The sequence below is a fragment of the Colwellia sp. MB02u-14 genome (assembly GCF_014076915.1).
Taxonomy (GTDB): domain Bacteria; phylum Pseudomonadota; class Gammaproteobacteria; order Enterobacterales; family Alteromonadaceae; genus Colwellia_A.
The window spans coordinates 69049-89133 of sequence record NZ_JACGUX010000071.1; the positions used below are offsets into that span (position 1 = coordinate 69049).

Sequence of the window (20085 nt, forward strand, 5' to 3'; positions counted from 1 at the left end):
TCTGAATATAAACATCGGTTGTTTAAAAATGAAAGTACAAACAGACGCTCAAAAAATTAGAAACATAGTGTCGAGTGTTAAAGCGGAAGAAGACCGTTTACGACAAAAATATTCCTTACTCAATAAACAAGACAGTATCGGATTAATCATACTTATTGTTTCATTTTGTGGAATGGCTTCAAGTGCAGCCCTCTATTATTGTGCCTTTATTCCTGCATGGCTTTGTATTATCTTGGCTGCCATTTTTGCCTCCATATCACATGAATTAGAGCATGACTTAATTCATAAACTGTATTTTCGCCATAACCCCTTTATGCATAATTTTATGATGACTGTCGTTTGGTTAATGCGTCCCAGTACGATTAACCCATGGTATCGTCGAAAAATTCATTTACAACATCATAAGACTTCTGGCACAGCGCAAGATTTAGAGGAGCGACTTGTTGGTAATGGTATTGCGAATCTATTGGTACGTTTTATCGTTATGTTTGATGGTTTACTCGGTTTGGTTTTGCAAAGAGATAAACTGAATAAAGAGGTGAAAGTTTTTAGCTTTTTAACGGTTTTTAATGCTGGCTTCCCACTGACAATTTTTTATTATATTTTCGGTTATAGTTTCCTTTTATTTCACAGTATCCATTTTTTCATGCCGAGTGCGTATGTCTATCCTCAATGGTTGCTGACATTTATTGAATTAAGTCACTTTATGATGGTCATTATTATCGCGCCTAATTTTTTACGGTCTGGCTGCTTAAACCTAGTGACGTCTTATTTGCATTACTACGGTGGCGTTAAGAGTGTATTACAGCAAACGCAAATATTTAAAGGGATCGTTATTTGGCCACTGAACCTTTTTACTTTTAATTTTGCTGGCACACATGCGATTCATCACTTTGTCGTGCAGCAACCTTTTTATTTGCGCCAAATGTTAGCGAGTACAGCGCATAAAGTGATGAGAGAAAATGGTGTGAGGTTTAACGACTTGAGCACGTTCAGTGGTGCCAATAGATATAGAGCTTTGTAAAACTTATTTACCGCCGGCAAGTTCGATAAAAGACCCTGTAATATAGGACGCTTGTTCAGACAACAAAAAAGCAATAGCACTAGCAACTTCTTCTGGTTTACCACCTCGTTGCAGAGGAATAAGGCCTTTAACGCGTTCTATTCTGTTTGGCTCTCCACCGTCAGCATGCATATCGGTATGAATAAACCCAGGGCGCACCCCGTTAACACGTATATTTAGACTTGCCACTTCCAACGATAATCCCGTTGTAAAGGTATCGATGGCACCTTTAGATGCAGCATAATCTACATATTCATTAGGGGCTCCTAGCCTTGCCGCGGCTGAAGATACATTGACAATAGCGCCACCGTCTTTCATACGTTTTATCGCTTCTTTTGCGCAGAGAAAGTAACTGGTCACATTGGTCGCGAGCATTTTATTAATACGCTGTGCCGACATCTCTGTTACTTTCATTTGCGGCAATAAAATACCCGCATTATTGACTAAATGCGTTAGTGCACCCACTTTTTCATCAATAATTTTGAAAAGCATTATCACAGCTTGTTCATCACTTACGTCGGCTTGTATTGCGATGGCTTCACCACCGTCTTTTTTTATATCAGCGACAAGCTTATTGGCAGCATCTTCATTTGAACGATAATTAATACAAACACGATATCCTTGCTGAGCAAGGTTTTTTGCTGTTGCAGCGCCAATGCCTCGACTACCCCCTGTTATTAAGACTATTGGCTTCATCATTTTCCTTAAGTGGGTGCTTTACAGTGCAAGGTATTGCGTTATATCGTTATATAAAGTGTAGTTCAGCAGTGTATTATTCAGCAATAAGCTGTTGTAAAGTAAAGCTTGTGCTAGCTTCACCTAGCTTTGCTTTCATAAAAGGAAGTATTTCTTCTAGTTGTTTTTTTAACTGCCAAGGAGGATTAACAATAAATAACCCCGTACCAGTCATCCCATATTTATCACTGTCGGCATGTAAACAAAACTCAACTTGCAGTAAATTTTTTACTTCGCTGCGTGAAAAATCTGTTTCCATGGCGTTAATTCGTTCACGGGTAACCACCGGATACCAGAGGATATAGGTACCAGAATTGAATTTTTTATACGCTTTTACGATAGTCTTAACCGCTTTAGCGTAATCTTCTTTTAATTCATAAGGTGGGTCGATAAGTACAACGCCTCGACGGCTTGGCGGTGGCACTAAGCCTAATATACCTTGATAACCATCAGACTGTTTTACATGTGACTTATTCCAACGCGTACAGAATTCAGTCAAATGTTGAATGTCGGTAGGATGTAACTCAAATAAGTGAGCACTGTCTTGGCGGCGCATCAGTTTTTTGGCAATACCTGGCGACCCTGGGTAAATTTCCAACTCGCTATTTTCAGCGTTTAATTGTTGCAATAATTCAACATAAGGCGTTAATGCCTCAGGGAAATTTTCATCACTTACCGCATTAAGAATTTTAGCAATGCCGTCTTTGTATTCACCTGTTTTTTGTGCATATTCATCGTTGAGCGAATACATACCTGCACCAGAATGGCTATCAATATAAGTAAAGCCTTTATCTTTTCGCACCATATATTCAAGTACGAGTGTTAACACTGAATGTTTTAAAACATCAGCGAAGTTTCCTGCGTGAAAAGCATGACGATAACTGAGCAAAGGAATTCCTTAATCTAAAATGGGGAGGGGAAGTTATAGATAAAACACTCTTTGATCAGTGTTTTATCTATTGGTATAGACGGTGTTATTTGCGTCTACGCTTGACTTGCTAAGTACTCATCATAAGTACCGGCAAAGTCTATATAACCGTCTTTGGTTAATTCGATAATACGTGTTGCTAAGCTTGAAACAAATTCACGGTCATGGCTAACAAATACCAAGGTGCCTTCGTAATTTTCCAAAGCCATATTAAGCGATTCAATAGACTCCATATCCATGTGGTTGGTTGGTTCGTCCATTACAAGGATATTAGGTAACTGCATCATCAGTTTGCCAAAAAGCATTCTACCTTTCTCACCACCGGATAATATTTTAACTGATTTTAGAATATCATCGGCAGAAAATAATAATCGTCCTAAATAACCACGTACAGCTTGTTCGTCGTCAGTAGGTTGGCGCCATTGGCTCATCCATTCGAATAATGTCATGTCATTTTCAAATTCAAACTCATGATCTTGTGCGTAATAACCAATATTAGCATTTTCAGACCAAGTAAATTCTCCCGACGTTGACTCGTAGCCGACTTCGCTTAATAACGTTCGTAAAAAGGTTGTTTTCCCTATGCCATTCTCACCAATTACGGCAATACGTTCACCGACCTCAGCCAGCATAGAAATATCTTTTAAAATATGCGCATCATCAAAGTGCTTGTTTAATTTCTCAATGACTAAAGCATTACGAAATAGCTTCTTTTCTTGCTCAAAACGAATAAATGGATTGGTACGGCTTGAAGGTTTTACGTCTTCAAGCTGAATTTTATCTATGCGTTTAGCGCGAGAAGTGGCTTGTTTCGCTTTTGAAGCATTCGCTGAAAAGCGTGCAACGAATGCTTGAAGCTCACCAATCTGTGCTTTTTTCTTAGCATTGTCAGCAAGTAAATTAGCGCGGGCTTGAGTGGCAGCAAGCATATATTCGTCGTAGTTACCTGGGAAAACTCTAAGTTCACCGTAATCTAAATCAGCCATATGCGTACAAACACTATTCAAGAAATGTCTATCATGCGAAATAATGATCATGGTTGAATCACGTGCATTCAATGTTTCTTCTAACCATTGAATAGTATGAATATCAAGGTTGTTGGTTGGTTCATCCAGTAATAATATATCTGGATCTGAGAATAACGCTTGTGCTAATAAAATACGTAGTTTGAAGCCAGGCGCTATTTCGCTCATTAAACCATAGTGTTGATCAATAGGAATGCCAACACCCATTAATAATTCGCCAGCGCGCGCTTCAGCACTGTAACCGTCCATCTCAGCATATTCAGATTCTAAATCGCCAACTTTCATGCCGTCTGCTTCGCTCATTTCAGGCAAAGCATAGATGCGGTCACGCTCTTCTTTTACCGCCCATAATTCGGTGTGACCCATGATAACCGTATCGATAACGCTGAAGTGTTCAAAAGCGAACTGGTCTTGGCTCAATTTACCTAAACGTTCGTTAGTGTCTAAACTAACATTTCCAGAGGTTTGCTCTAAATCACCACCTAATATTTTTATTAGTGTTGATTTACCACAACCATTTGCACCAATTAAACCGTAACGGTTACCGCCACCAAATTTTTGTGAAATATTTTCAAAAAGCGGTTTTGCGCCAAATTGTTGGGTGATATTATTTGCTGTAAGTATAGGATAATCCTTGGTCGTGCATTTAAGCTGGTGTGTCAATTGCGCGCGATTATACACAAAAAAGATGTCTTTCAATAGGGGTAAAATTTGGTTGTTAGGCTATGTCTGCCTATAGATTAACTGACAGGCTATTTACGACTTAAAAATAAAACTGACTTATTTTTTAATATACCAGCAGGCGGTTATAATAGTTTAACTTTGGAAAATATAGAGCCTTAATGAATGAATTAACATCTGTTGTTAATAAAAATATAACGGCTACTTTTCATCAATTATTATCATCTAAAGATCATTTTTTTATGGATGTTACCGAAGCAATTAAACCGTTTAAATTATATGGATGTAGGCAATGTTAAAAAATCAACCACCACCTAACGCTAATTACCAACGTATTTGGCAAACGGTACAAGCGATCCCGTATTCAAAGGTGGCTTGTTATGGTCAAATAGCTGATTTAGCCGGCTTACCTGGTAAAGCAAGGCTCGTTGGAAAAGCGTTAGGAAAAATACCTGATAATGGTTGGAAAGGGAAAAATGTCCCTTGGCATAGAGTGATTAATTCTCAGGGAAAAATTTCATTCCCCGTTGATAGTGAACTTTTTGCCAAACAAAGAAATCTACTTCAAGACGAACAAGTTGTGATTATTGGATGCAGAATTAAATTAAAAGATTTTCAGTGGCAACCCGACTTAGGAGAATTACTTTTTGAGCTTAGTTACTAATCTATTGAACTGGCGTAAAAGTGCCGGAGTAACCTTGGGATGGGCATTTAATTCACTGATTATTCGTTAAAAAATAAAGGCTGCATTATTGCAATACAGCCTTTATTTTTAATGAATTTTTATACAGTGATAATATGATTTAAAAGAATGATACTTTAAATTCTACACCAGTAAAACGTCCTTCGTTAATCATACCAGAGTTATTATTAAAATCGACACCACCAATAATTACTTGCTCATCAGTAATATTTCTCATGAACGCCGAAACTTGATATTCATTATCTCCGCTCGTCCAGTTATAACCTGTTCTTATGCCACCTTCTAATAAAGCATCACCTTTAAATTCTTTCGCTTCATATAAGAAAAAATGCACATCACTACGGTATGACCAATCATTAAATATAAAGAATTCACCATCACCCATTTCGCGAGAATAACTAAAGGTTACATTTGATATCCATTCTGGCGCGTTAGGTAATGAATTACCGTCGATAATAGCCATCTTTGTACCAGCTGAATCAAACGTTGGGTCGGTTACTGTACAAGTACCTGAACCACATGTAGCTACAGATAAATTATTTTGTGAAATTTCAGTATTGTTATAGCTAATATTAAAACTCATCAGTAAATTGTCAGTAACAACAAACTCAGAATCAACTTCAAAACCATAACCTGTCGTTTTATCAGCATTGAGTAGGAAGTTGGCATTATTTACACCACCAACAGCGGTTAGTTGCTGATCTTTCATTTCAAAATAATAAACAGATGCATTAATTCGTCCATTGCCATCTAAGATGTCAGATTTAATACCTGTTTCGATTGATGTAATTGTTTCTGAATCCCCAACACTTACGTTTTGATCATATAAAACACGACCCTGAATACTTGGTGCTCTAAAACTATTCGCAATACGTCCATATAAATTAACATCATCCGTTAATTTATATGTTGAACTTATATCCCAGCTTATGTGCTCATCACTTGGATTTGCGGATTCTAAATAGTTACCACCGTCAGCACCTGGAATAAAAGGATGATCAAGTAATTCCGCTGTGAATTCTTTTTCGTCATCTGAGTAGCGTGCACCAACAGTGACCTGCCATTTCTCATTAATATCATAATCTACAGAGCCGAATACAGCCCAAGCAGTTGTTTCTTGCTCTTGTGTAGCTAAGCCGTTTTGCGCTCCGTGGCGTGCGTCATCGGTTTCATTTGTTGGGTCTTGAGTATAAAAATCATAAGTATTAATGATTAATTCTTCACTAAAGTAAAAAACACCCACTTGATAATTGATTTCACCTGAAAAACTTGATGCTAAACGAAGTTCTTGACTGTATTGATCATGTTCTGGAATTTCATCGGCAGTCTGTGCTCCCCACCAAACAGCATTTGCATCACCAGCAGGAGGGAATCCAATATAGCCACCGTCAACATCTGCACGAGAATATATTTCAGCACTTTCCCAGCCCGTAATTGAGGTTAGTGTATAATCATCGTTAAGTTCCCAATCAACTTTTGCACTTGCACCTTGTGTGGTTACTTGCTGAGTTGCAAATTCACCAGCGTCTTGATAAACCGTTTCTCCATCAAACCCTTCTCTTATATTATTGGTGCCACTTATAGCGATATTGGGGTGAAAAGCTATTGGGGACCCATCTAAGTCACGATAATGGTAGTTGAATAAAGCAGAGTAGCTGTCGCCTTCATATAAGAATTGAGCACGAAATGCGTTTTCCTCATAGCCACCTAATTGGTCATCTTGCTCATAGCCAACAGCTTTATTGTCAATGTAATCATCTTTTTCTTGATGAAGTCCTGATAGTCTAAATGACCATTGGTCATTAATAGAACCGCCTACTGCACCTTCTGAATCAACAGTGCCGTAATCACCTAAAGCAACAGAAACATAAGCGTCGAATGTTTGCGAAGGTTTTGTAGAATCAAACTTAACAAGACCAGCGGGGGTATTTCGCCCAAACAACGTACCTTGTGGACCTCTTAGTACTTCAACACGACCAACATCAAATACTGGAAATCCTTTTAAAATTGGGTTTTCTTGAACAATATCATCAACGATGTAAGACACAGGTTGAGAAGCATTTAAATCAAAATCAGTATTACCTAAACCACGTACATAAAATCTTGGAAATGTGCGACCAAATGAAGACTCTACTGCTAAACTTGGGATACGTGCACTCATGAAACGAATGTCCATACCTGCAGAACTATACGCATCAAGGTTTTCCCCTTGCAATGCTGATACAGAAATAGGGACTTCTTGAACGTTTTCTACTCTTTTACGAGCCGTCACTTGAATGACTTCTAAGCCAACAACTTTTTCTTTTACTTCTTCAGCTAAAGTCGCTGCAGAATATCCAACTGATGATGTTAATACAGCAAGTTTAACGGCTGTAGCTAAAGCGGAATTTTTGAACAAATTCATTAATTTTCTCCAAGAGTGCGATGTTTTTTATGTAAACTGAGTTTTATTGTTATTTTGATACTTATTAGGTTAGCCGAAATTATACAAACTTCTAAATAGAAAGTATTTATTTTTATAAATTGTACCATAGTCTAATTTCAATAAATTCGATATTTTATTTTTATATGATTAATTTAATTTGTTGATTTTTATTGGTTTTATGTGGGTTGTTGTCGGTTTGCAACAAATAAGCAAATATGCTGATATTTTTATAGTGTCAGGATATTTTATCTTCTAAAACCAATGGTCTCTAATTCAATGGATTTCGTCTTATCCGTCTTTTTTATTCTATTTTTTTGTACTAAATTAACGATGACAAAAAATATAATAATTAGGGAACAATAATGAAAAAATTCGGGTTATCTTTATTATGTCTTTCTTTATCGACTGCTTACGCAAGTGATGATTTAGATATGGCCAATAAAATAAGAGCAGAAGGCTTTTATAATTCTGAAGTTATGCACACCTTAGAACAACTTACTGACCAAATAGGGCCACGTTTATCAGGCTCACCTCAAATGAAAAAAGCGAATGACTGGACCTTAGAAAAACTGAAAGGTTGGGGACTAAAAAATGCTTACTTAGACCCTTTTGAGTTTGGTAGAGGTTGGTCACATGACTCTGCTTCAATCGATGTTTTAAGTCCTCGTGAAGTTTCTTTACATGGTATCCCTGTTGCTTGGACACCGGGAACCAAAGGAGAAGTAAAAGGCGATGTTGTTATTTTTGATGCCAGTTCAGTTGCAGACTTAGCACAATATAAAGGTAAGCTTAAAGGTAAAATTATCATGATGGGCGCAGGAAAAAATATTGATGCGCCTGAAAATAGTGTCTTCAAACGTTATGACTCTGGAGAGCTTTCCAAACTAAAAGATTTTGATGTGATGAGCTCGCCAAGTCATTCTCCTTGGGTTTCGGCTGACCGACGAGATAGCGCGATGCAGCGTTATAATTTCCGTAAGTCATTAAATACATTTTTAAAAGATGAAAAAGTTGCGGGTGTTATATATCGTAGTTGGCGACAAGGTGGTTTAATTAACGTTTTTGGTAGTGACCATCGTGTAGGGAAAACATTTCCGGTACCTGCGATGATTATTGAAGCTGAGCATTACAACTCATTGTCTCGTATGATTGATAATGGCAAAACACCAAAATTGTCACTCAATATTGATGCACGTTTTTATGATGAAGACCGTAACGCTTATAATACCATTGCAGAGATCCCAGGCAGTGATGAAAATCCTGAAATTGTTATGGTCGGTGGCCACTTAGACTCTTGGCATGCCAGTGATGGTGCTGTAGATAATGGTGCTGGCGTTGCCGTGTCTATGGAAGCAGTTCGTATTCTTCAAGCACTAGATTTTAAACCTAAACGTACTATACGAATAGCGTTGTGGTCTGGTGAAGAGCAAGGTCTTTTTGGTTCATCAACTTATGTTGAGGAACACTTTGCGACTCGTCCTAAACCGAGTGATAAGAATGAACAAGCACTGCCAAGTTACCTATGGAAAGACCAAGGTTGGCCTATTGAAACTAAAGCCGATCATGAAAAATTCTCGGTGTATTTCAATATGGATAACGGCAGTGGCCGTTTCAGAGGTATCTATACTGAGGGTAATGTTGCGGCAAAATCAATATTTAGCAATTGGTTTAGTCCTTATAGTGATCTAAGCACAGGTACGGTTACGAATAAAAGTACCGGTGGTACCGACCATGAGTCTTTTGATGATGTTGGCTTACCCGGTTTCCAGTTTATTCAAGACAAGTTAGATTATGGCTCTCGTTTACATCATACCCACATTGACTCGATTGACCATGTCGTAGAAGCTGATTTAAAACAAGCCTCAGTTATCCTTGCGGGATTCTTATATAAAGCGGCAATGGCTGACGAGCGTATGCCTCGTAAACCTATACCACAAGATATTTCATCGTTGCAAAAACAACAGATGCAATTGAAGTCTGAGAAAGCCCGTAAAAAACGCGAAAAAGACGGTAATAAAAATTTAGAGATTAATGCTGTAAAAAATTAATCGTTAATTTTAGCCAATAAAAAATGCACTCAGTTGATGATTGCATTTTTATATCTGTTCCTAATTTGAAGCTAAGCCGCTCTATAAATGTGTTCGCACTTCAAATAACTCAGGAAAAAAGCTAACCTCTAACGCTTTTTTTAAAAAACCTACCCCAGAAGAACCTCCAGTTCCTGCTTTATAGCCAATAATGCGTTGTACGGTGTACATGTGTTTAAAACGCCATTGTTGAAAAGAATCTTCGATATCAACCAATTTCTCGGCCAGTTCGTATAATTCAAAATACTTCTCAGGTTGTTGATAGACCGCTAACCATGCTCTTACGACACTTTCATTACTTTGGTAAGCTTGAGTCACATCTCTATTGAGCACGCAATCGTCAATGTTAAAGCCTGCTTTCACCAATGTAACAATGACTTCGTCATATAGACTTGGACTATTGAGTAATAATTTTAGTTCTTGATAAGCTTCATTATTTTGTTTATGTACTTTGAGTATGTCACTGTTTTTATTACCAAGAAGGAATTCTAGCTTTCGATAACCGTGCGATTGAAAGCCTGATGAACGACCTAAATCATCACGAAACTTCAAATAATCAACGGGGGTAAGCGTTGACAGAATATTCCATGACTGGGTCAGCTGGATGAATATTTGTTTTACGCGGGCGATAACTTTAAATGCAGGACCAAAATCATTCGCGCGTAAACATTCCAGTGCTTTGGCTAATTCATGCCCAGCAAGTTTTAGCCATAGTTCGCTACTTTGGTGGATAACAATAAACAACATTTCATCATGCTCGTTCGATAACGGTTGCTGAGCTGATAATATCTGATCAAGCTGCAAGTAATCGCTATAAGACATATCATCCTTAAAATCGGTATGAATATCTTGCTCTAGTTCACGTTTATTTGCATCACCACTAAAAGGACAGCCTGAATTAGACATGGTGATTTCCCTTGTTTTTATCTTGTGCACAGACAAGTTGTCGAAGTTTTTGGTAAATAAAGTCGTCTTCCCAGCATGTATTTATGTTGGGAATTTGCATTATTTCAGCCATAATTAATTTTTGCTGATCACCGATTGCTAATGCTTGCGAATAAGGCAAGTGTGGGCAAAAGGTTACCATAGAATAAAGTGGCACCCAAAGTTCAGGATGAAGCTGATGAAATTTAGCTTCAATTTTTTTCTGCAATAGAAAATTACTGTCACCAGAGAGCTCACTCATTTCAACAAAATTACGCTGAGCTAATTCAGTAATAGCATCCGCATTTATTTTTCGCTGTTTTTGATAAGCAGGAAAAATATCGGACCATTGACCTTTATATTGATCAATAATTTCACCAAGCTCTCGGCAATCTTCAAAACCACAGTTCATGCCTTGACCGTAATAAGGCACCATTGCATGAGCAGCATCACCAATTAATGCGACTTTATTGTTGATCACCCAAGGGTCGACTTTAACTAAAAAGAGTGGGCTAGCTTTCTTGGACATAAAGTCGTCGATGGGGTCTGCTAATATCGGCATTGCATCAGCAAAATTTTCGTTGAAAAATTTAATGACATGACTTCTTTCTGTTAAGTTGCAAAATGAATGTTCCCCTTCATGTTTACTTTCATAATTCATAAACAATGTACAAGTGAACGAACCATCAGGATTGGGCAGAGCGATAAGCATAAAGTCTTTTCTTGGCCAAATATGCAGAGCTTCTTTTTCCATTTTAAAGCGCGCATCGCCTGTTTCGTTTTCGTTTGCTGGGATCGTTAATTCGATATAAGACTGAGGCATGAAAGATTGACTATAGCTAAAACGTGGCGTTTCTTGGGCAAGGCGGCGCACTTTTGAAAAAGCACCGTCGGCGCCAAAAATATAATCAGCGTCAATTTCAATATGACCTTTACTTTGTGCGACATCAAAGCTGAAAGATGAACACCCCGTAGTAAAGTCAACATGGGTAAGTCTTTTTTCAAAGTGCAACGCTACGTTTGCTTCTTTTTCTGCCAAATTAAGTAATTGTTCATTAATGCCCGCGCGCGATACCGACCAAATAGCTTGCTCGTCTTTTCCATAAGCTTGCTCTGTTATCGTGCCATCAACGCCATGCATAACACGTTTTTTCATAGGCAGCGCTTCTTTACGCACTTGTTCAGCAATGCCAACGGCTTCAAGTGCTAACCAACCACGGTCTGAGAGGGCAATGTTTATCGATTTTCCTTGGTATATGTCATGCTGGCGAGAATCTGGGCGCGATTCAAATAAATTAATATTATAGCCTTTTCGAGCGAGTATTATCGCCAGCAATGCACCAATAGGACCTGCTCCAGCTACTGTGATGTTAGTTTCATTGGCAGGTTTAGACATAACATTTATGCTCATTGTAAACACTCCTTTAAAAGTCGGACAAAGTGATAGATATCTTGAAATTGGTTGTAAAGTGGGACGGGAGCAACACGAATAACATTGGGTTCACGCCAATCGGTGGTTACACCATTTTCTTCTAATGCGTTAAACATAGCTTTGCCATCAAGGCCTTTAACATTAATCATTAACGATAACTGGCAACCGCGTTCAGCTTGATTACTGGGGGTGATAATACGAATTTTATCGCCAAGTTCACTGGCGATTAACTCGGTCATATATTGGGTAAGCTTGACTGATTTTTTGCGAAGCTCACTGATCCCGCCTGCCATTTTTATGGTATCAAGTGACCCGCGAATAGCCGCTAATGATAATACGGGAGGGTTCGATAATTGCCAGCCTTCAGCACTAGCAATAGGCTTAAAATTGTTTTCCATTTTAAATCGGGTTGACTTGTCGTGTCCCCACCAACCCGCAAAGCGGTTCACTTTTGTTTCACTGTTTGAATTAGTGCTATGGATTTCATGAATAAAACAACCAGCAACAGAGCCGGCACCACTGTTCAAATATTTATAGCTACACCAACATGCAAAGTCGACTTGCCAATTATGCAATTCCATTTCGATATTACCCACGGCATGAGCAAGGTCAAAACCGACTATAATACCTTTAGCATGGGCTTTTTCTGTGATGGTTTTCATATCAAGCACTTGGCCCGTATAGTACTGAACGCCGGGTAATAATATCAGGGCAATTTCATCGCCTTGTTGTTCAATTATTTGATACAAATCATCATGATTTAAAAGCTCTTCGCCTGCTCTTGGTGTCCACAGCAGCATATTCTCATTAACATCTTGTTTATGATGTTTAAGTTGAGATTCTACGGCGTAATGATCAGAAGGGAATGCATGATCTTCAATCAGTATTTTAGTGCGTTTACCTTGGGGTTGATAAAAGCTCACCATCATGAAATGCAAATTAGCGGTTAACGAATTCATCATGATGACTTCGTTATTATTTCCACCCACTAATAATGCTGATTGTTCGGTTAAAAATTCATGATAAGGCATCCAAGGATAGTCACCTTCAAAATGACCTTTTACGCCTCGTTGTCCCCAAGAGTCAAGTAACTCAATAACATATTCTCGAGCAAGTTTGGGTTGTAAACCAAGGGAATTTCCGGTGAAATAGTATTCATCGTCACCATTGGCTTGTTTAGGAATGGCGAACTGGTCGCGTATTTTCGCTAACGGATCATTAAGGTCAAGTGCTTGGGCGTATGCTAATGTCTTTTTATTATTTTTTATTGTTTTATTGGTAATAGGCATAAGTTATTTACTCATTTCTTTAGCATTAAATTCTTTTGCTGAAAATAGGACAGGGCGACTTGGTGCTGCATCATTATGAAAAGCAGGTGTTTGAATATTGATAAAATAAAAGTCATCAGGGATCTCATTATCAATAAACGCCATTTCGGTAATTGTTTTATTCACTAAGCTATTTTCGTTTACTTGCTGACTACCTTCCTCAACGTGCCAAAATAGATGATGACAAGTCATTAATCCCTCATCATGTAAGCGGTCAATTGATGGCAGATCTACTATTAGGTGTTCAATACCTCGTTCATTTAAATATGAGATGGCTTCACGACTGAAAAATGCAGGTTGATTTTCACTGTTATAAGCTTGTTTTTTTTTGCTACTGTTATTTGGCAAACTTCGAATAACCAACGCTTGTAATTGCTCATTGTGATAATCAACAAGTGCTTTCTTAAGTGCAGATTTGCTGATGATGACATCATGCTTAGAAAAGTCAGGGCTGTAATTCTCCTTACTTTCTATCGCTAATTCAGGTGTTAATGATATTACAGCGCAGGGCATTAACGCGGGTAAGTTAAGTTCTGCTAATGTCTTTACCTGCGTTTCATTATTGATACGGTTACTGACAGCATGAGTGTTCATCGAAAAATCACAAATATGTGCGATAGATTCGGTATGAGTGCCATTACAATGCGGATTAATCGTTAATTCATTTACATTACAGCTGCCACCTTGTTTGGTATCACCAATAAAACCATCTACTTGCATTGGGGTGGCTAACGCTGCATTGGCATAAAAGTGATTGGGCTGTTGCGTTGGTTGATTAAAGTTAACAGGAATAGCCAATGCCCATGAGTTTGCTATATTGACTTGATAACTAGCACGTTGAAGCTCTATGGTTATTTTTATCGCGTTACTGCTAACGTTAGCTTTAGTGTTATTCAAGCTCATAAGAACTGCTCTTTGGATAACCCTAACCATTTAAGCGCTGAACCATGCAGTAACTTTTCTTTAATATCATCAGAAAACTGACTATTCTCGATAAGCTTTCCAGGTGCTAATTCACCCAATGGAAAGGGGTAATCAGTACCCAAGGCAATATTGTCTGGCCCCATCAAATCGACTAAATATTTCAGTGCTAATTCATCATGTACTAATGAATCTAGATAAATTTGCGGAAGAAAATCTCGTGGGTTAATAGAACAGTCAACCGCACATAAATCAGGACGAACATTAAAACCATGTTCTATACGACCAATAGTTGATGGAAATGAACCACCGCCATGCGCAAAGGCTATTTTTAGTTTAGGTAAACGTTGTAGTACGCCGCCAAAGATCATCGAGCATATCGCTAAGCTTGACTCTGCAGGCATACCAACGAGCCAGGGTAACCAATATTTAGGCATTTTTTCCTTCGCCATCATGTCCCATGGATGAACGAAAACAGCTGCAGCTAAGTCTTGTGCGGCTTCAAAAATAGGGAATAACTCTTTTTGGTCTAAATTCCATTCATTAATATGAGAACCAATTTGAATGCCCGCTAAACCAATTTTCATGCAACGTTCCAGCTCTTTTATGGCAAGGTCTGGTGATTGCATGGGTAAAGTCCCTAAACCGATAAAACGCTTAGGGTGGTCGTTAACAATGCCGGCAATGTGATCATTCAAATACATCGATAAATCTAATGTATCTTTAGGCTTTGCCCAGTAGTTAAACATCACAGGAACCGTTGAAAGCACTTGTACGTCTACATGGTGCTTTTTACAGTCGTCAAGTCGAACTTTAGGGTCCCAACAATTATGGTCTATTTCACGAAAAAACTGTTCATCAACCATCATGCGAGCACAGCCACATTTATGATGATCTAAACTGACAAACCCCCCGTAACCGTATTTTTCACGTAAATTAGGCCAGGTCTTCGGTAATATATGCGTGTGAATATCTATCTTTAACATAACTTACCCCTTCGTCACTGTTGTGCCACATTGCTGACAAGTGCAATTGTCAGGTGTGTCATAAAAACGGGTGAATACTTTAGGTAAGTCTGTTTCTATATTGTCGAGACAAAAAGCTTCTGTGTAGAGTTGCTTTTTGCAGTCAGGACAAAACCAATAAAGTGCATCTTTTTGATTATTTGCTCGCTTTTGTTCAACCACCAAACCTACGCTGTTTTCAAAGCGTTGTGGGGAATGCAACATTTTTGGTGGCAGTAAGAATATCTCACCAGCGTTAATTTTTATATCCTGAAAATTTTTGGGATCATGATGATCATTGTTTTCAACCGAATCATTAATAACTGAAAGCACCATTTCGCCTTCGATTTGATAAAAAAATTCAGGGGTTTCGTTATAGTGATAATCGTTACGATTATTAGGACCGCCGACGATCATGACAATAAAGTTGTCCTGTTCAAAAATTTGTTTATTACAAACAGGAGGTTTGAGTAAATGTCGATGCTCATCAATCCAAGCATGTAAATTAAAGGGCATGGCGATGCTATTTTTCAACGTTGACATGACTATTCCCCCGTCGTTTTAGTATGAGGCTTTTTATGTTGATTCAACGCAGCGATACATTTAAGTTCAATGGCTATGGGCGTCGGTAATTTGTTAATTTCAACCGTGGTGCGACAAGGTTGATTATCAGCAAAGTATTCTGCGTAAATACGATTATAGGTAGCGAAGTCGTCATCCATATTGGTTAAAAATACCGTGACATCAACCACATCCATCCAGCTTGCATTTGACGCTTCAAGAATTAGTCGAATGTTGGTGAAAACACTATGGCACTGCGCTTCAATATCGTAACTTTTAATTTTTCCTTGCTCGTCAAGTACAACCCCTGGGATATCTTTGCAACCCGCTTTTCTTGGGCCAACACCGGAAAGAAAGAGTAAGTCGCCGACTTGTCGTGCGTGAGGGTATAAGCCTACCGGTTTTGGCGCTTGTTCTGCGTTGATTATTTTTGGGTTAAAAGACGCTTTAATTTTAACATCGCTCATAAGGGATCCTGATGTAATTAATATATTTTTATGGTTATAAGTGTAGACAAAAATCAATCAAAGACCTTTGTTCTTCATTTATTTCAATTGCATGTAGACTTGAGTACGACTGAGTAGGGGATTTCGAAATTCTCGAAAAAAAACTAACGTACTCCATAAGAAAGCCGGTTAAATAAGCGTCCATTTGCAGCCTAATACGCTGGCAAATATTGCACCTGAAGATTTAAATTTATGACAAATTTGGTTCATTGTTTCGTTTGAGCCTATGAGTATTTTATACATACATTTTTGGGTTCAGTAAAATATCGCATGGCTTCTAAACCACCTTCTCGGCCAACACCTGAATGATTCATACCACCAAAAGGCGTTCGTAAATCACGCAGTAACCAACAATTGATCCACACAATACCGGTATTTATTTATTTAATTTGAGCCTATGAGTATTTTATGCATACATTTTTGGGTTCAGTAAAAAATCGCATGGCTTCTAAACCACCTTCTCGGCCAACACCTGAATGATTCATACCACCAAAAGGTGTTCGTAAATCACGCAGTAACCAACAATTTATCCACACAATACCGGTATTTATTTGTTCAGCGAGTTGATGTGCTCTATTAATGTTTTGCGTCCAAATAGTCGCTGCTAAGCCATATTGGCTTTCGTTGGCAAGTGCCAGTGCTTGTTCGTCAGTATCAAACAGTTGTAAGGTAATAACAGGACCAAAAATTTCTTGCTGGTTGCACCTCGCATCATTACTTAAGCCTTCGATGATAGTCGGTTGTAAAAAATAACCTTGTTTACAGCGACCAGGTAATAGCACTTGCTTACCGCCCGCTAAAATAGTACCCCCTTCTTGTTTTGCTAAATCAATATAGCCGAGTACTTTTTCTAAATGGTCTTTGGAGACAATCGCGCCCATTTTTGTTTCATTAACCAAAGGGTCTTGTGGCACAAGCGTTTGTGCTTTTGCGACTAATGCCGCTTTGAATTTTTCATATATGCCGCGCTGAATATATAGGCGTGAAGCACATAAGCAAATTTGACCTTGGTTGGCAAAGCTGGCGCGGAAAACTTCTTCAATGGTATTTTCAAAATGACAGTCATCAAAAATTAATGCCGGATTTTTCCCACCGAGCTCTAAAGATAGCTTTTTAAATTTTGGTGCAAGCTGTGTCGCTATTGCCGCACCTGTTGCAGAGCCGCCCGTAAATGAAATAGCGTTCACTTTTGGATGGTTACATATTGCAGCGCCAACACTTGTACCTGTTCCATGTAATATATTTAAAACACCTTTAGGCAAACCAACTTTTTGACAAATAGCGCCGAGCATTGCTGCCGTTTTTGGGGTGATTTCAGAGGGTTTGGCAATGACACAATTACCTGCTGCAAGTGCGGGTGCTATTTTCCAAGTAAATAAATACAGCGGTAAATTCCAAGGAGAAATACAGCCGACAATACCCACCGGTTGGCGCAAGGTGTAATTAATTGCTGTGTTAGCAAGTGCATGAGATTCACTTGAAAATTGTGAGCAGGCATGAGCAAAGAATTTAAAATTACTTGCCGCACGTGGAATATCAACCATTCTCGCTAAAGCAACCGGTTTGCCATTGTCCGTCGCCTCAGCAAGCGCTAGTAGTTCAAGTTGATTTTCAATCTCTTGTGCAATAGCCATTAAGTAGTCGGCACGTTGTTCTAAATCTAACGCGCGCCAGGCAGGAAGTGCTCGTTCAGCTGCGGCAATGGCTTGTTCAACATCCTCACTATCACTGCTGGGAATTTTGCCATACACCAAGCCTGTTGCAGGTTCATAATTATCTAAATAATGATTATTGATGGGCGCTTGATATTCGCCATCAATGAAATTATCAATGATATTATTTGCAGCCGTCATTGTTTATTCCTCTAGACTGTTTATTTAAAGGACGTTTATAAACAAGCGGTTCTACCGCCATCAACGGGTAAATTAATACCGGTGATGTAACCTGCTGCAGGAGAGGCTAGAAAAGCAGCGGCCGCTGCAAACTCTTCTGGCTTAGCAAAACGGCGCATAGGAATTATTGCTTTCTCATTAAGTGTGGCTTGTTCGATAGAAATATTTTGCTTCTTCGCTTTACCCGAAATTATCGCGTCTAAACGTGCGGTTGCTGTTGCACCGGGTAATACGTTATTAACGGTAATACCAAACTCGCCTAATTCGTTCGCTAAGGTTTTTGCCCAACTTGCAACGGCGCCACGAATCGTATTAGAAACACCTAAGCCATTAAGGGGTTGTTTAACTGAGGTTGAAATAACATTGATGATACGGCCATATTGCTTTTCTTTCATGTGAGGGATAAGCGCTTGCACTAAATGATGGTTCGATACCAAGTGTAAATTAAAGGCGTTAATAAATTCATCAACACCGGCTACATTCGCGGGCCCAGGTGCAGGGCCTCCGGTATTATTGATTAATATTTCATAACCACCTAAAGAGTTTACATGATCATTAATCACTTCTTTGACTTGTTCTGTGTTCGAGAAGTCAGCCACTAACACTTGATGCTTTTGACCCTGTTCAGTATTGAGTTCAGCTTTTACGTGTTCAAGTGCTGTTTGATTACGTGAAAATAGCGTGACATTTGCGCCTAGATTAGCAAGCTCTATAGCACAAGCCTTGCCAATACCTTGACTTGAACCACAGACTAATGCGCTTTTACCTTGAAGATTTATATCCATGAAGACTCTTTTTATTTTAATTGTTTTATCACACTATTTTTTGAAAACTGAGTTTCATTAGTAACAGTGAAATTTTGAGTTGACCTTTTTTTATCACATTAAATAATTTAATGTCAGCAAAATTGTTAACATTTATTGATTTACTTTGTAAACATTTATAGCCGTGCATATTGAAGTCTTAGTGAGGAGGGCGAATCGTCACTTTATTTTGACATTTGTCAGATTAGGCTGATAATGCTTTATTATTCCAAAGAAAATAGCAGTAATGACGATAAATAACTTGCCGACAGGCGTCTATATTTCAGGGCAGGGAACACCTGTTGTACTTCTTCACAGTTCGCTAAGTTCAGCCAGACAATGGCAGCCTTTGGTTAAGCTACTTGATGTTAACTATTTAGTGATTAACATCGATATTCTCGGTTACGGGAAGGCAGATAAAGTTGCAGATGAACTACATTATAATTTTGATATTGAAATTGATCGTATTGAAAAAATTCTGGCGAGTGTCGCTCCAAATCAATCCTTTCATTTAGTTGGCCATTCTTGCGGAGGCGCTATTGCGTTAAAATTGGCTGTTGAAAATCCAGAAAAAATATTGAGCCTATCTTTATATGAGCCGGTCGCTTTTCATTTACTAGAACAAGGAAGTGAAGCTAGATTGTTAGCTGATAACTTTGCTCGTAAGGTTGCTATTGGCGACGCTTATCAAGCGGCAGAGATATTTACTAATTTTTGGAACAAAGCTGGATTTTTTAGGGCTTTACCACAAAAGATGCAAGATTTAATGGCAAGAGATATGCCTAAAGTAAGCTTAGACTTTAAAGGATTAACCTCAGAAAAATACTCATTAAAAGCCCTAAACCGTATTACATGCAAATCGCTAATGATGACAGGTGAAAAAAGCCCAGAATTAAGCTTATTATTGGCAAATAAAATTACGGCTAGTTTACCTAATGTGATGCATAAAAGCTTTCCAACAGGACACATGGGGCCGGTAAGTCACAGTGAGTTAATTCATCCTAGCATTGCTGATTTTATTAACAAAATCTGAAATAAAAATCATTTAAAAAAAGACGCCTAAGCGT

At 38.5% G+C, this 20085-nt stretch carries 18 protein-coding genes; 4 read left to right on the plus strand and 14 right to left on the minus strand.

Annotated elements, in window-relative coordinates:
• The first annotated feature begins 28 nt into the window (after positions 1 to 28).
• A complete protein-coding gene (locus H4J52_RS09425) occupies positions 29 to 1024 on the plus strand; it encodes a fatty acid desaturase (protein WP_182181567.1) in 996 nt (331 codons plus the stop codon).
• Between the two features lie 3 nt (positions 1025 to 1027).
• On the opposite strand, the gene H4J52_RS09430 is transcribed toward H4J52_RS09425, so the two are convergent.
• From H4J52_RS09430 to H4J52_RS09440, 3 genes are all read right to left on the minus strand, one after another.
• The gene (locus H4J52_RS09430; protein ID WP_182223202.1) at positions 1028 to 1759 is read right to left on the minus strand and encodes an SDR family oxidoreductase; all 732 of its coding nucleotides are present in this window, start codon (positions 1757 to 1759) and stop codon (positions 1028 to 1030) included.
• Between the two features lie 76 nt (positions 1760 to 1835).
• Positions 1836 to 2687, minus strand: a complete 852-nt coding sequence (locus tag H4J52_RS09435; protein ID WP_182223203.1) for a 23S rRNA (adenine(2030)-N(6))-methyltransferase RlmJ — start codon at positions 2685 to 2687, stop codon at positions 1836 to 1838.
• Between the two features lie 95 nt (positions 2688 to 2782).
• Complete coding sequence (locus H4J52_RS09440; RefSeq protein ID WP_182181596.1) at positions 2783 to 4375, minus strand: ABC-F family ATPase; 1593 nt, start codon at positions 4373 to 4375, stop codon at positions 2783 to 2785.
• Positions 4376 to 4724: 349 nt separating this feature from the next.
• Between H4J52_RS09440 and H4J52_RS09445 the strand changes: the two genes are divergently transcribed.
• Positions 4725 to 5096, plus strand: a complete 372-nt coding sequence (locus H4J52_RS09445; protein WP_182223204.1) for an MGMT family protein — start codon at positions 4725 to 4727, stop codon at positions 5094 to 5096.
• A 139-nt stretch (positions 5097 to 5235) separates the two neighbouring features.
• Here H4J52_RS09445 and H4J52_RS09450 read toward each other — a convergent pair whose 3' ends face one another.
• Positions 5236 to 7539 (minus strand): TonB-dependent receptor, encoded by a 2304-nt coding sequence (locus H4J52_RS09450; protein WP_182181570.1) that lies wholly within the window; start codon positions 7537 to 7539, stop codon positions 5236 to 5238.
• Positions 7540 to 7922: 383 nt separating this feature from the next.
• On the opposite strand from H4J52_RS09450, the gene H4J52_RS09455 reads away from it, so the two are divergent.
• Positions 7923 to 9608, plus strand: a complete 1686-nt coding sequence (locus tag H4J52_RS09455) for a M20/M25/M40 family metallo-hydrolase (RefSeq protein WP_182181571.1) — start codon at positions 7923 to 7925, stop codon at positions 9606 to 9608.
• Positions 9609 to 9689: 81 nt separating this feature from the next.
• Here H4J52_RS09455 and kynA read toward each other — a convergent pair whose 3' ends face one another.
• From kynA to H4J52_RS09505, 10 genes are all read right to left on the minus strand, one after another.
• Positions 9690 to 10553, minus strand: coding sequence for a tryptophan 2,3-dioxygenase (gene kynA, locus H4J52_RS09460; protein ID WP_182181572.1), 864 nt, complete (start codon positions 10551 to 10553; stop codon positions 9690 to 9692).
• Positions 10546 to 11982 (minus strand): NAD(P)/FAD-dependent oxidoreductase, encoded by a 1437-nt coding sequence (locus H4J52_RS09465; RefSeq protein WP_259366719.1) that lies wholly within the window; start codon positions 11980 to 11982, stop codon positions 10546 to 10548. The genes kynA and H4J52_RS09465 overlap by 8 nt, the downstream gene beginning before the upstream one ends.
• The gene (kynU, locus tag H4J52_RS09470) at positions 11979 to 13292 is read right to left on the minus strand and encodes a kynureninase (protein WP_182224569.1); all 1314 of its coding nucleotides are present in this window, start codon (positions 13290 to 13292) and stop codon (positions 11979 to 11981) included. The genes H4J52_RS09465 and kynU overlap by 4 nt, the downstream gene beginning before the upstream one ends.
• Positions 13293 to 13295: 3 nt before the next feature.
• Positions 13296 to 14234 carry a cyclase family protein gene (locus H4J52_RS09475; protein ID WP_182181574.1) on the minus strand — a complete coding sequence of 313 codons (939 nt, stop codon included), beginning with the start codon at positions 14232 to 14234 and terminating at the stop codon, positions 13296 to 13298.
• Positions 14231 to 15238: an amidohydrolase family protein gene (locus H4J52_RS09480; RefSeq protein WP_182224570.1), complete on the minus strand. Its 1008-nt coding sequence runs from the start codon at positions 15236 to 15238 to the stop codon at positions 14231 to 14233. Before H4J52_RS09480 ends, H4J52_RS09475 begins: the two co-directional genes overlap by 4 nt.
• A 3-nt stretch (positions 15239 to 15241) precedes the next feature.
• Positions 15242 to 15799, minus strand: a complete 558-nt coding sequence (locus H4J52_RS09485; RefSeq protein ID WP_220461086.1) for a 3-hydroxyanthranilate 3,4-dioxygenase — start codon at positions 15797 to 15799, stop codon at positions 15242 to 15244.
• A 2-nt stretch (positions 15800 to 15801) separates the two neighbouring features.
• Positions 15802 to 16284 (minus strand): RidA family protein, encoded by a 483-nt coding sequence (locus H4J52_RS09490; protein ID WP_182181576.1) that lies wholly within the window; start codon positions 16282 to 16284, stop codon positions 15802 to 15804.
• A 263-nt stretch (positions 16285 to 16547) separates the two neighbouring features.
• Positions 16548 to 16703 carry an aldehyde dehydrogenase family protein gene (locus H4J52_RS20465; RefSeq protein WP_404851980.1) on the minus strand — a complete coding sequence of 52 codons (156 nt, stop codon included), beginning with the start codon at positions 16701 to 16703 and terminating at the stop codon, positions 16548 to 16550.
• Positions 16704 to 16718: 15 nt separating this feature from the next.
• Complete coding sequence (locus H4J52_RS09500; protein WP_182181577.1) at positions 16719 to 18176, minus strand: aldehyde dehydrogenase; 1458 nt, start codon at positions 18174 to 18176, stop codon at positions 16719 to 16721.
• Between the two features lie 35 nt (positions 18177 to 18211).
• Positions 18212 to 19000: an SDR family oxidoreductase gene (locus H4J52_RS09505; protein WP_182181578.1), complete on the minus strand. Its 789-nt coding sequence runs from the start codon at positions 18998 to 19000 to the stop codon at positions 18212 to 18214.
• A gap of 265 nt (positions 19001 to 19265) precedes the next feature.
• Here H4J52_RS09505 and H4J52_RS09510 point away from each other — a divergent pair, with 265 nt between their 5' ends.
• Complete coding sequence (locus H4J52_RS09510) at positions 19266 to 20051, plus strand: alpha/beta fold hydrolase (protein WP_182181579.1); 786 nt, start codon at positions 19266 to 19268, stop codon at positions 20049 to 20051.
• Positions 20052 to 20085 lie beyond the last annotated feature (34 nt).

Bases quoted from the DNA above. Each gene is read 5' to 3' on its own strand.
- H4J52_RS09505 (WP_182181578.1), bottom strand. From the start codon at position 19,000: ATGGATATAAATCTTCAAGGTAAAAGCGCATTAGTCTGTGGTTCAAGT.
- H4J52_RS09450 (WP_182181570.1), bottom strand. From the start codon at position 7,539: ATGAATTTGTTCAAAAATTCCGCTTTAGCTACAGCCGTTAAACTTGCT.
- H4J52_RS09475 (WP_182181574.1), bottom strand. From the start codon at position 14,234: ATGAGCTTGAATAACACTAAAGCTAACGTTAGCAGTAACGCGATAAAA.
- H4J52_RS09455 (WP_182181571.1), top strand. From the start codon at position 7,923: ATGAAAAAATTCGGGTTATCTTTATTATGTCTTTCTTTATCGACTGCT.
- H4J52_RS09425 (WP_182181567.1), top strand. From the start codon at position 29: ATGAAAGTACAAACAGACGCTCAAAAAATTAGAAACATAGTGTCGAGT.
- H4J52_RS09510 (WP_182181579.1), top strand. From the start codon at position 19,266: ATGACGATAAATAACTTGCCGACAGGCGTCTATATTTCAGGGCAGGGA.
- H4J52_RS09465 (WP_259366719.1), bottom strand. From the start codon at position 11,982: ATGAGCATAAATGTTATGTCTAAACCTGCCAATGAAACTAACATCACA.
- kynA (WP_182181572.1), bottom strand. From the start codon at position 10,553: ATGTCTAATTCAGGCTGTCCTTTTAGTGGTGATGCAAATAAACGTGAA.
- H4J52_RS09490 (WP_182181576.1), bottom strand. From the start codon at position 16,284: ATGAGCGATGTTAAAATTAAAGCGTCTTTTAACCCAAAAATAATCAAC.
- H4J52_RS09445 (WP_182223204.1), top strand. From the start codon at position 4,725: ATGTTAAAAAATCAACCACCACCTAACGCTAATTACCAACGTATTTGG.
- H4J52_RS09485 (WP_220461086.1), bottom strand. From the start codon at position 15,799: ATGTCAACGTTGAAAAATAGCATCGCCATGCCCTTTAATTTACATGCT.
- kynU (WP_182224569.1), bottom strand. From the start codon at position 13,292: ATGCCTATTACCAATAAAACAATAAAAAATAATAAAAAGACATTAGCA.
- H4J52_RS09430 (WP_182223202.1), bottom strand. From the start codon at position 1,759: ATGAAGCCAATAGTCTTAATAACAGGGGGTAGTCGAGGCATTGGCGCT.
- H4J52_RS09480 (WP_182224570.1), bottom strand. From the start codon at position 15,238: ATGTTAAAGATAGATATTCACACGCATATATTACCGAAGACCTGGCCT.
- H4J52_RS09500 (WP_182181577.1), bottom strand. From the start codon at position 18,176: ATGACGGCTGCAAATAATATCATTGATAATTTCATTGATGGCGAATAT.